Genomic DNA, 13,000 nt, shown 5'->3' on the forward strand with positions numbered 1-13,000 from the left:
TGTACATATACTGTATCTTCTGAGCCATATACTGGTGTATTTGGATTATCTGGTGTTTCTGGATTTCCCGGTTCTACTGGTTTTTCTATTCCTGCTAGATTATCTGTAATTGTTGTTACTACAGGTGTTGTATCATGTTCTACATTTTCATAAGCATCTGCATTTGAATATGTATCATCAGTAATTTGTACATTGAATGTCTCACCGCTATCTGCTATATAGTCATCTTTTGCTACTGCACTAAATACTTCATTTAATGTTACTGTTGCATTTGTTGCTGTAAAGTCATTTTTTCCTTCTTCAACTGTTCCTGTTCTAATTGCAGTCCCATCTGTAAATGTAATATCAACATCTCCAGTTGCATTTGTGATTTGATTTCCATTAGGATCGACTAAGATTGCTTTATAATATGCTGTTTCACCTTCTGGGATTGTTGCTTCTGGAATTATATTTCCTTGTGCATCTGTTGAAACTAATTTTACAACTACACTTTCCATATTTGGTTCTTCTGGATCACCTGGATTATTTGGAGTACTTGGTTGAGAGTCATCTAAAATAGTTGTATTCACAGGTGTAGTATCTATTATAACTGTTTCATAAATTGAAGCATTAGATAAAGTCTTATCTGTGATTTGTACACTATAAACTTCTCCATTATCAGCTATATAATCATCTATTGTTGGTGTTTTAAATATTGTTCCAATAGTTACGGTTTGTGTTGTAGCATCATAATCTACATCTGCAGTTGCACTATCACCTGTTTTTCCAAATGTAACTTCTACTGTTTCACCTTGAAGTATTTCATTTCCATTTTTGTCAAAAGCTACTGCTATATAAGAAGCTTCATTCCCTTCTAATACTTCATTTGCTGGTACTCTATTACCATTTCCATCTATTGCAAATAGTTTTACAGTAATAGCATCTAAGTCACTTTCTACTGGTGGAGTTGTTGTTTCATCATATGGATCTTCTGGTGAATTCTTTGAGTTATCTATGATTGTTGTTGTTACATCTTTAAAGTTGCCATCTTTATCTCCAATTACTACATCTTCGAAATCCCCTGTATCTTCTACATTTGTAATTTCTAAATTATAGTTTTCACCATTATCAGCTATATTATCATCTATTGTATCTACTGTAAATGTATTTGAAGAGCTATTTGCTGGAATTGTTATGGTAATTGTATTTCCATCATTATATTCTGTATCTTCATTTTGAGTAGTTATATTTTTATATATAACTGTAACTTCTGTTTCTTTAGTAACTATTACTGGATTACCATCAATATCTACTAGTTTTACTGTATATTCTGTAGTTGTATTACCTTCGATTACTTCATCTGGCCCTACTATAATTGCATATATACTATTATTTTCTTCTGTATTATCTAATATTGTACCAATTCCTACTGGTTTAGTAATATTTGCATTTCCTACAACATTTGAAATATCTATTTGCATAGTTTCGCCATTATCAGAAATATAATCTTCTGTAATTGGTACTTTTATTGTAATACTTGTACTTCCAGCTGGAATTGTAATTGTTCCTGAAACATCTGTATAATCTACTCCACTATTTGTAGCTGTAAGAGGAGAAGTTACATAATCAAAAGTAATATCAGATGAGTTTGGTTCATCTAATGTAACTGTAAAAACTAGAAAACCTTCACTTTCATAAGCACTTATATCATTTACACTTAAATTTGATATCACTGGTGGGACAACAACAGTAGGTGGAGTAACAGGAGGTGTTACAATAGTAGGTGGTGTTACATTTTCAGTTGGACCTCCAGATTCTGGTCTAGTTGGAGTACCTGGATTTGTAATAGGATTTGATGGAGGTGTAGTATAACTTGGTCTATCAGTATTTTCAAGAGAAGTTAATCTATCTGTAGATTCATTCTCAAAGGCAGATTTATCTTCAAATGTTTGAGTTCTTGCTCTAAATTGAGCATTTCTTAAATCACTATTTATATCTGTTGCATCTCCCGTTCTAGCTTGGAACTGACCTTCTACTGTTGCTTCATCTTCAACTTCCTCTTCACCTTCTGCAGTTTCTTCTTCTGTTGCATCTGCATCATTTGCATCGGCAAAAGAACCATCTTCTTCTGCATTTAGATTTTCCTCTGTAAATTCAGCATCTCTTAAATCACTTATTACATCTGCATCTGCATTATGATTTTCTAGTTTTAAATCTAGTGACTCTCTAGTGAAAAATAACTCTTCTGTACCAAAGGCTGTTTCTATTAATGTAGCATCTATGAATTGTTTCTCACCTTCATTTAGAACAATTACATCATCTCCAGAAAGTTGTATTTCTACTTGTGATGAAGATAAATTTCCACTATCTCCATAAACTGTATCGTTTTCGTAGATTTCATCACCTACTTTTAGTTCTCTTACATTTCCATTTTCATCTTTTACTTTGAAAATTCCGTTTGATAAACTTTTTATAGTTCCTGCAATTGTTGCCATTGTTCTTCCTTTTTAGGTTTATTATTAATTATTTATAGATTTTAGTATATATATTTTCTTTTGTATATCACCCATAGGGGTGACATTAGAGGAGATTTTAAATTTTATTATTTATTAGAATTTTATTTAGTGAATAAGCCTGCAAAAGATAGTCTATCTTTTACATTTAGTTTTTCGTAGATATGTTTTATATGTGTTTTTACAGTATTAATAGATATTTCTAGTTCTTTTGTTATATCCATATTTGAATACCCTTCTTTTAACAAATTTGCTATTGTTTTTTCAGTTTTTGTTAAAGTTTTAAATATTACTTCTTCATCAATTTCACTATCATTTTTCTCTGACATTACTTTTAATAATTGAGTTGTAACTTGAGGTATCAACCAAATATAGTTATTTGATACTGCTTCAACTGCAGAATTTAAATAAGATTTTGTCATTAAGGTATTTCCATAACCTTTTATACCTAGTTCTAAAAACTTTTTTGCATTTAAGAAATTTGGTATGTTATCTAAAACTATAATCTCATTTTGGTTTCCTATAATCTCTTTTATAAGTTTAGTCGATATATCTTTGCTAACACCAGTATTCATAATCAAAATAGCATTTTTAATATCCAATGTTTCTTCTATGTTTTCAACTATCTCTGTTTGATAGTTAATTGATTTCATCCATCTACCTATTAATAATAGATCATCACTTAATAAAAATATTTTTTTCATCTTATCTTTCCGTAAATGTATATTGTTTTGTTTTTAATATTGGTTTTAAAATATAATCTAATATAGTTTTTTTACCAGTTATGATATCTACATCCGCTACCATTCCTGGAATAATTTTCATAGATTTTTCTTTATCTCCAATAAAATTCTTCTCTGTTTCTATTCGTACTAAATAGTAAGTTTTATCGTCTTTTTCAGTTATTGTATCAGGACTTATACTTATTACCTTTCCATCTAATCCTCCATATATTGAAAAATCATATGCCGAAAATTTTACTATTGCTTTTTGTCCATGATAGATAAAAGCAATATCTTTTGGTAATATCTTAACTTCAACTATTAACTTATAATCAGTTGGCACAATTTCAATTAAATCTTGGGCAGGTTTAACAGAACCACCTATTGTATTTAAGTGAAGTTTTTGAACTATTCCATTTGATGGAGATTTTACGATTGTTCTTAAAACTTGATCCGTTGATGCAACTGAGTTTGCTTTTAGATCTTTTAAAGAAGTAATAGTATCATTTAACTTTTCTCTTGTTTCTACATCAGCCACTTGATATGTTTCATCAATTTTTTTCTTTATTTCTAAAATTTCAGATTTGATTTTAGAAACTGACAAAACAACACTTTGCAATTTTTGTTTAGCATCACTTTGTTCTCGTTGAAGCTTTAAAAAATCTACTTGAGAACGAATTCCTCTTTTAACCATTGGTCTTGTCATTTCAACTTCTTTTGAAATAGCATTAACTGAAAATCTCATATGACCTATTGTTTGTCTTGCATCTTTTAATTCATTCTCTTTTTGTTTAATTTGTTCTTTTAATATCATTATTCTTGAATCAAGTTGTTTTTTATTTGTTAAATATAATTCATTTTCATTCTCTAAGAAATCTCGTAAGATCTCATTTTCAATTGTTTTAAAAGTAAAAGGTTCTTTTTTCAACTCTGATTCAAGTCTTTTTATTTGTGCTTGTAAATAAAAAGCTTTTAATTCATTTGAAGCTACAGTTGAGTTTGATTTTTCATTACTGATTTTTATTAAAATCTGATCTTTTTCTACAAAATCACCCTCTTTTACTAATATTTCAGAAACAATTCCACCTTCAAGATTTTGGACTATTTGATTTTGACCATTTGGAACTACTTTACCATTTCCTCTTGCTATTTCATCAATTTCAGCAAATGATGCCCAAAGTAAAAATAGAGTTATTGTAAGTAAAAAAGATATAAGAACCCAATGAAGTTTTCTAGGTACGGTATGAATAACTGCAGCACTTAAACTATTCATATATTCAAAGTCATTTGCACTTAATGCTTTTTTAGATAATTTTGGAGTTTTCTCGAAAAAGGCTTTTGAGTTATCTTTAATTTTAGCCATTCTTTCCTCCTAATTTTTTAATTACTTCTTCTTTATCACCATCTAATACTTTTTCTCCTTGATTCATTACAATAACCCTTGAAACTAAATCAAGCATATTCATTTTTTGTGTTACAAGTAAGAGCGTTCTTTGTTCAAGTTTTTCTTTTAGACTATTTAAGATATAAGCTTCACTTGTTTGATCCATTGCATTTGTAGGTTCATCAAATAGCCAAATATCTGCATCATTTATTAAAGCTCTAGCTATTCCCACACTTTGACGTTGACCACCTGAAAGTCCAGCTCCTCTTTCACCTATTGGCATATCATATCCCATTGGATGAAGATTTACAAACTCATCAGTTCCACTAATTTTTGAACATTCTATCATCCATTCATCATCAGTAAATTTGTAATTTCCTAATATATTACTTTTTATAGTATTTCTAAAAAGATGTATATCTTGGGGTACATAACTTAACTTCTTTCTTAAATCTGCTGGATCGATTTGTGAAATATCAATTCCATCTATAAGGATAGAACCATTTTCTGGTTCATATAGCTTTAAAATAAGTTTTGCAATAGTAGATTTTCCTGAACCAATTCTTCCTATAAAAGCTACCTTTTCACCATCTTTAATAGAAAAACTTACATCTTTTAATGCATAAGCTTCACTATCTGGATATTTAAAAGATACATTTTTAAATTCAATATTTCCTTTTAAAGATGGTCTTTTTACAAATTCTCTTGCAATTGGTCGTTCTAATGGTTTATTTACAATTTCATCAAGCATATTAAATGAAGTTTTTGCATCTTCATAATTAGTAATTAATCCAGCTATTTGTCCCATAGGAGCAATTGCACGACCTGATAAAATCATAGTTGCTATTAATCCACCCATTGTTAACTCGAATTCTTGAATTTGATAAACCCCAAAAACTATAATTAAGACAGTGTTTAATCCAACTAGTAATCCTGTAATTGTAGGAATTGAAGAAGATAATAACCTTGATTTTAAACTTTTATTTGCAATTTCACCTGTTGATTCTTCCCAATTAAACTGAATATTTCCAGCCATTCCTTGTGTTTTTATTGTCTCTATATTTTGTAAAGCTTCTATTAGTATTCCATTCTTTTTTGCACTTGCCTCATAGGTACTTTCAATACTTGTTTGTAAAGGTTTTTTAACTATCAATGCATAAATAATTATTATTAGAATAATTACTATTGGAACTAAAACTAAAACTCCTGATAGATAAAAAATAACTGCTAAAAAAAGTATTGCAAAAGGGAAATCAATTAATACACTCAAAGTTGCATTTGTTAAGAAACCACGAATACTATCAAAACTTTTTAAATTATTTGCAAATGATCCTACTGATTTAGGATGAGCATGCATTTGTAAATCTAAAACTTTTTCAAAAATTATAGAAGACATGATAATATCACTTTTTTTACTAGCAATTTCTAAAAAATATGATCTTATAAACTTTAAACTTGCATCTAATAAAAATACGACAATTACACCAATTGTAAAAACTAACAGTGTTTCCTGTGCATTATTTGGTATTACTCTATCATATACATTCATTGTAAATAAAGGAGTTGCTAATACAAATAAGTTTATTAATATTGAAGCTAAAATACAATCTAGATATATTTTTTTAGAAAATCCTAAAGTACTCCAAAACCAATGTTTTTGATTTGATATATCAAGTGTTTTTTTACCATTTTCATGTTCATATTCGAATGCTTTTTTTAGCATGAATGCAAAACCTAAATACTCTTCTTCTAGTTTATCTATATCTATCCACTCTTCTAAAGGTTCTGCTGATCCTGGAAAAATGATTTTTGCTTTTGTTTTATCTTTATTGAAGCTCTCTAAAATACAGCTATTTTCATTTGATAAAAGTAAAATAGTTGGTAATTGTAAACTTAATATATCTTTAATTGGTCTTTCAATTATTGTTGTTTTTAATCCTGCTCTTAAAGCAGCTCTAGAAAATAAAGACTTTGAGTTTGTCTTAGTAAAAAGCATTTGAGAAGTCAAGTTTGCATCTGTTGGCAAACCTGACAATAAAGATTCTGCAGAAAAAGGTTTATGGAATAATCTAGTATATAAAACTAAAGACTCCAGAAGGATGTCTTTAGTTTTTAAAGTTTTATTATTCATTATCAACCTTTTATTTATTTTTCTATTTTTATAAGTTCAGCTTCAATTCTTCTATTTTGTGCTTGACCTTCTGATGTGTCATTTGTAGCTACTGGTACAGAAAAACCTTTCCCCATACTTTCTATTCTTGAAGATTTAATACCATTAGAGATTAATAAATTCTTAATTGCATTAGCTCTTTTTTCTGATAATATTTGATTATATTTAGCTGATGATCTATTTGTTTTACTAGCATGACCTGTAATTACTGTATTAAAGTTTTTATTGTCATTCAAGAATTTTCCAAATGCTAAAACTTTTTCTTTAGAATTTTCTCTAATAACAGCTGAATTATTTTCAAATAAAACTTCTAAATTTATTTTAGTTGTACAACCATTCTCATCAACCATATACCCAGGAGAAGTATTTGGACATTTGTCTAGTTCGTTCATTACACCATCGTTATCATCATCAAGGATAATCTTTTCAATTTTTGTAGGAACATATAATGCAATAGCTACTACATTATTTAAAGTCTTATCACTTCTGTTTGTTTCCAAGAATGATCTATCATAATCAACTCTTGATTCTGAAATAATTACTTCTTCATTTACACCATTATTTATTAATTCATCTCTTACTGTTTTTGCATAAGAAGCTGCTTTATCAAAACTTTCTTGTTTCTTTTCTGTATCTTGAGTATGTCCTATTACAGTAACTTTTATATCTTGATCTTTATAATTATTTATAATTTTTGCAACTTCAGATAAATTATTGTTTTTTGAATCAAACTTATCCATGTTAATGAACGCAAATCTTTTAATAAGTTCAAATTTATCATACATTAAATGATTATCTAAAGAAGTTGATTTTACATTTTTATTTGCCATAACATTAAATTCATAATCATATAAACCTAATTTTTCAGATTTTATTGGACTTTCATCTGTATATGCAACTACATTATTTGTAAAGTCTTCTTTTTTTGTTTCAAATTTATTCGTTGAATTTTCAATTATACAACCAACTGTATCAACTGTTGCACCAAATGGACTCTGAGGACATTTATCTTTTGAATTTACTATTCCATCTAAATCTGAATCTTCTTCTTTTTGAGAACATCCATATGGTGTTATATCATCATTATTATTTAATGAATTATCACAAATATCTAAAGAGTCTACTATTCCATCCGAATCAACATCTAGATTAACAGGTAATGTATCTTTTACAATGTCAAAAGGTTTAAGTGCTGGTGAAGATATTTTAACAAGAGCTTCTTCATCATCAACTATTGCATTTACTAATAATCCCATTGCATCTAAAATTCTATATTGTGCAAAAGTTTTATCCATTTGTGCATTTATAATCTGATTTTTTGAGTTAACTAAATCATTTTGAGCTGATAATAAATCAAGTAATGTTCTTCTTCCCATCTCATATTCACTTTGGTAACTTTCTAATGTTTCTTGTGAATAATCATAATATTCATATAATTCTTTTAATTGTTCTCCTAAAAGAGTGTATGCAGACCAAGATAGATCTAAACCTTCTATCGTTTGTCTTTTTAAATCTCTTTGAATTTCAACTTCTTTATTTATCGTACTTTTACTTTTTTGAACATCAGCCTTATGTGCTCCACCTTTGTACAAATTCCAACTTAGTGCAACATACGCTTTTAATCTATCATCTGGCATATCAAAGTTATTTCTTTTATTAGCATCATTAAAAACTTGTTCTACTTCTAAATCAACTGTTGGATAATATTTACTTTTTTTCTCTTTATATAAAGCTTGAGCACCTTTAATATTAAAATTACTTACTAATATTGAAGGATTGTTTTTAATTGCAAACATTGTTGCTCTTTCTTTACTCTCAGGCATTGCATAACTTAATGTAGGTAAAGAGAATGTAGAAACATCAACATCTCTTCCAAATAATCTTTTAAATCTAAATTCTTTATCTATTGTGTTATTTTTCTGAACAATAAAATTTGATTTTGCTAAAGATAAAGAAGCATAAATTTTTGTCATTTCTGATTTTGTTGTTAAACCTTGATCATATAAAGATTGTACATCTTCATAGATTTTTTCGTTTACCTTTACATTGTCTTTAGCATTTTGATATAGTTGATAACTTCTAACAACATCTAAATAAGCTCCAACTGTTTGAAAAGCAATATCATTAGCATTTTCTAAATAGTGATGTGCTGCTCCAAGAATTCTAGCTTTTTGATAATCAATCTTGTTTGTAGTACTAAATCCATTAAATATATTTTGTGTAATTTTTAATGAGTTTGTGTAATTATTATATGTTTCATCGGTAACATTATTATCATATTTACTATCTATAGAATTTTTTATATTTCCAGCACTATTTCTTCCAAATGTAGCTCTGTAATCTACAGAGGGAAGCCATTCTGATTTCGTGATCTCTAAATCTTGTTGTGTTTCATTAAAATTTTTAAGCCTTTCTTGAACCACCGGATTTGTGTCCATTGCTTCTAGAACACTATCCTTCAATGTTAAAGCTTGCAAATTCATACTGAATAAGCATACACTACTAGCTACAACACTAATTAATCTTCCTTTTATCTGCATCTAAATTCCTTTTTTATATAAATTAAACCATAAAAAAATTATATAACTTAGGAGTATCATAAAAGTATCAAAAGTGATATTTAGTAATTTATTTTATATCCTTCATTAAAAATATTTTGAATTATATTATCTGGAAGTTTTTTTCTTATTCTTTTTATTATATTTTTGAGTCCATTCAAAGTAATATCTTCATCAAAATCCCAAACATAATTGTAAATTTCATCATAAGTGAATACTCTATTTTTATGTGAAAGAAGTAATTCTAGTAAAACTTTTTCTTTATTAGTTAAATTAACGATAGTATTATGTTTCATTAATTCTTTTATCTCTAAATCCCAACTATAATTATCAACTAATTCTATTCTTTTGAGCGTAGTAATATTATATTTCAATAACTCATTTACAGTTAATTCTAAAGTTTCATTAAGTTCCTTCCTATTTACCGGTTTTACTAAATATTTTGTAAGTTTTAATGATGTAGCTTTTAATAAAAAAGATTTATCTGTATATGCTGTTAGAATAATAGCTTTAGTAGTGTGATCATTTTCTCTAATTTTTTCAAGTAATTCTAATCCATTTAACTTTGGAATATTTATATCTATTATAAGAATATCTGGTTTTTTCGATTTATATATTTCATAGGCTTTTTCGCCATCCTCCGCTTCAAAAACTTCAGAAAAAAGCATTTTTAAATATGTTACATAATTTTCTCTTATTGCTTTCTCATCCTCAACTAATAATAATTTATAAGGATAACTACTTTCCATTATTTCCTCCTTTTGCTATTTTTATAATAAAACATGCTCCCTTTGATTTATTTTTTGCAGTTAGTGAACCTTTTAATCCACTTTCAATAATCATTTTTGCCATATATAATCCGACTCCTGTTCCTTGATTTTTTTCTTTACTTGTGAAATAAGGTTCAAAGATAGTATCTAAAAAATTATCGTCTATTCCCATTGCATTATCTTCAATACTCATTATTATATTATTCTCATGTGTATATGCTTTAAAAATAATTTTTCCTGCAATAATTTTTCTTAATATAATAGCTTCTATTGCATTATTTAAGATAATAAGAATAACCTGTTGCAGTTCTTCTAAGTGACTATAACATGCTAAATCTTTTTCAATATCAAGATAAACTTCTATATGATTTATATGAAGAAGACCTTTAACAATATCCAGTGCTTTTTTAATAGTATCTTCAATATTAAATATACTTTTTTGTTTATTTGGATTAAAAAAATTTTTAAAGTCATCAATAGTTTTAGACATATATGCTGTTAATGTTTCTATTTCTGATAATTTATTATCAACCATTAAATCTGTAAATTTCTTTTTATTTAAAGACATATCAATCAAAAGAACAGAAGAGTTTATTTGTGCTAAAGGTTGTCTCCATTGATGTGCTATATTTTCAATCATTTCACCCATCTGTACTAGCTTACTTTGATGCATTAACATTATTTGTTGTTTTGTATTTTTATTAATTTCATTTTTTATTCTTTTTTCCAGACTACTATTCAATTTTTCTAATTCATTTTTTGCATGATTAAGCTGTGCTGTCTTTTCTTTAATCAATTCTCCAGCTATTCTCTCTTTTGTAACATCATGTCCAATATTAATAATTTCGCTATTTGGAAGTTTGACATTTGCCCATCTAGTAATAATACTTTCTCCATTTTTTATTCTAGGGAACCAATCTTTATAAAGAATCTTACTATCTTCAGAAAAAGAGTCTATTACTCCTTTCCTGATCAAAGGATCAGGATAGAATAAAAGTAAAGGATTTTCTTTCTTTTTAATTTCTTCAAATGTCCATCCAAAAACTTTTTCACACTCTTTATTCCACAATATAACTTTTCCATCTTTATCAAAAGCATTCAGAAGAATAGGTGCAATATCAAATAAAGTTCTAAATTTTTCTTCACTTTCTTTTAATTTCATTTGAATTATTTCTTTTTTTCTAATTTCTTCCTTTAATTTTAAATTCCAATAAAAAAATATACATATTAATACTAATGAAAAGAATATTGTTTGAAGAGTTAATTCAGAATCAATTTTTGTTTGATATTTTATATTATTCCATTTTTCTATAAAATGAATTCTTGTATTTTCATCAATTGAAGCAAGTGCTTTTTCTAATATATTGGCTAATATATATTCATCATTTCTTGAAGCTAAACTTAAATGAAAAGATTCTACAAATTGTCCAGTAATTCCAATATCATGTATATTATTCTTTTGAATTTCATGATTAATTACCATAGAGTTATCTAAGAAACCAAATATTTTTTCCTGCTGTACAAAAGACAGACCTTTTTGAAGAGAAGGAAACTCAATTAAATTTATATTTGGATACCTACTTCTTAATACATCTGAAAAAGCATAGTTCTTAGAAATTCCTAAAGATTTCTCTTTTATTTTATTCAAATCATCAATAAAAGGTAATCCAATCTTTGTTACTACAACTAATGGTATTTTAAGATATGGCTTAGTAAAGTTAAAATATCTTTCATTCAAAGAAGTTTTATGAATTGCAGATAGGATATCACACTCTCCATATTTTATTTTTGCTAAACTTTCTGTCCAATTTTCTGTTTTTATTAAATTTATAGGAATACTTATTTTTTCTTGGATTAGTTTAATAAATTCTGATGTAATACCTATATGTTTTCCATCTTCTATTTTTTCCAAAGGTAACCATTTTGGATCAATACATAACTTCAACTCTTTTTTGTTTTTAAGGTACTCTAGTTCTTTAATACTTAGATTTAAAGATTTAGTTTTCTCTTTAGAAATAGGATAGAAATCCTCTTTAGCATAAGAATAGAGATTTAAAATTATACAAATATATAATACAAAATATTTCAATTTCTCTTTTCATCCATTTTATTATAAGAAATTCTATATCCTTGGACTATTAAAAGTATACTAAACCAAATAGACATAAAAAATAAATAGACATATACTAGAATAAACCATAAATCTGTTGTACTAAGATAATTTGCAGGAAGTTCAATAATTGATGCTTTAATTGTTCGAATCATAAATAATATAATTCCAATAAAAAATAAAATTGCAGAAAGTTTATCAAAAATTTCAAAATTACTTCTTCTATTTTTCCAAAAGATCAAAGTTATAACAGAACTATATATCACACAGAAAATTGAAAATATAACTATTCTCATGGCAACATCATAATGCACATAAGTAAATAAAATAAAACCTAAAAACACCACTCCTATAGGAAGAAAATAACGATTATTCCATTTTGCCTCTAAATCTAATAAAGATCGGATTCCTATATATAGAAATATATACCCTACTACTAAAAATGTGTTTCCAATAACTATTGAAAAAAAGTCAGGAATAGAATTTCTCGTACTTGTTAGAATTTGCCCAAATAAAAAGAATAATGAAAAAATATTGAAATAGCGGAAATATTTTTTTTTAGGAAACTTATATACGTAAAAAGAACTCGTAATTAGTAAAATAATTATGCTAAAAAATGAAGTTATAATTAATATTTTTATACTGAACATGATTTTCCTAAATAAAATTTAAATTTATTATATACAACTATATCAAATAAATATTTAAGATTCAAGATTTTAATAAGAGAGAATACTTACTTCTGATCCGACTAGACTAAATCATAATATGTATATACTAGCTTTAAAGAGTGT

General features: G+C 26.9%; 8 protein-coding genes. All 8 read right to left on the reverse strand.

Annotated features, from left to right (window positions below):
• Positions 1–2,474, reverse strand: a 2,474-nt coding sequence (locus KO488_RS04690) for a Calx-beta domain-containing protein (protein ID WP_303571996.1), incomplete at its 3' end; no start/stop codon positions are given.
• A gap of 122 nt (positions 2,475–2,596) precedes the next feature.
• Positions 2,597–3,196, reverse strand: a complete 600-nt coding sequence (locus KO488_RS04695) for a response regulator transcription factor (RefSeq protein WP_216057635.1) — start codon at positions 3,194–3,196, stop codon at positions 2,597–2,599.
• A 1-nt stretch (position 3,197) separates the two neighbouring features.
• On the reverse strand, positions 3,198–4,577 hold the full coding sequence (locus tag KO488_RS04700; protein WP_216057636.1) for an HlyD family type I secretion periplasmic adaptor subunit: 1,380 nt from the start codon (positions 4,575–4,577) through the stop codon (positions 3,198–3,200).
• A complete protein-coding gene (locus KO488_RS04705) occupies positions 4,570–6,729 on the reverse strand; it encodes a type I secretion system permease/ATPase (RefSeq protein ID WP_216057637.1) in 2,160 nt (719 codons plus the stop codon). Before KO488_RS04705 ends, KO488_RS04700 begins: the two co-directional genes overlap by 8 nt.
• A 14-nt stretch (positions 6,730–6,743) precedes the next feature.
• Positions 6,744–9,308 (reverse strand): TolC family outer membrane protein, encoded by a 2,565-nt coding sequence (locus tag KO488_RS04710; RefSeq protein ID WP_216057638.1) that lies wholly within the window; start codon positions 9,306–9,308, stop codon positions 6,744–6,746.
• Between the two features lie 80 nt (positions 9,309–9,388).
• Positions 9,389–10,075, reverse strand: a complete 687-nt coding sequence (locus tag KO488_RS04715; RefSeq protein WP_228319015.1) for a response regulator transcription factor — start codon at positions 10,073–10,075, stop codon at positions 9,389–9,391.
• Positions 10,065–12,185, reverse strand: coding sequence for an ATP-binding protein (locus KO488_RS04720; protein WP_216057639.1), 2,121 nt, complete (start codon positions 12,183–12,185; stop codon positions 10,065–10,067). The genes KO488_RS04715 and KO488_RS04720 overlap by 11 nt, the downstream gene beginning before the upstream one ends.
• The gene (locus KO488_RS04725; protein WP_216057640.1) at positions 12,182–12,502 is read right to left on the reverse strand and encodes a hypothetical protein; all 321 of its coding nucleotides are present in this window, start codon (positions 12,500–12,502) and stop codon (positions 12,182–12,184) included. Before KO488_RS04725 ends, KO488_RS04720 begins: the two co-directional genes overlap by 4 nt.
• Positions 12,503–13,000: the final 498 nt, after the last annotated feature.

The sequence above is a fragment of the Poseidonibacter lekithochrous genome, assembly GCF_018861145.1.
In the GTDB taxonomy this organism is placed as follows: Bacteria; Campylobacterota; Campylobacteria; order Campylobacterales; family Arcobacteraceae; genus Poseidonibacter; species Poseidonibacter lekithochrous_A.

What these genes read in the sequence shown, in the direction of transcription:
- KO488_RS04695 (WP_216057635.1), bottom strand. Translation starts at nt 3,196, where the DNA reads ATGAAAAAAATATTTTTATTAAGTGATGATCTATTATTAATAGGTAGA.
- KO488_RS04700 (WP_216057636.1), bottom strand. Translation starts at nt 4,577, where the DNA reads ATGGCTAAAATTAAAGATAACTCAAAAGCCTTTTTCGAGAAAACTCCA.
- KO488_RS04705 (WP_216057637.1), bottom strand. Translation starts at nt 6,729, where the DNA reads ATGAATAATAAAACTTTAAAAACTAAAGACATCCTTCTGGAGTCTTTA.
- KO488_RS04710 (WP_216057638.1), bottom strand. Translation starts at nt 9,308, where the DNA reads ATGCAGATAAAAGGAAGATTAATTAGTGTTGTAGCTAGTAGTGTATGC.
- KO488_RS04715 (WP_228319015.1), bottom strand. Translation starts at nt 10,075, where the DNA reads ATGGAAAGTAGTTATCCTTATAAATTATTATTAGTTGAGGATGAGAAA.
- KO488_RS04725 (WP_216057640.1), bottom strand. Translation starts at nt 12,502, where the DNA reads ATGAGAATAGTTATATTTTCAATTTTCTGTGTGATATATAGTTCTGTT.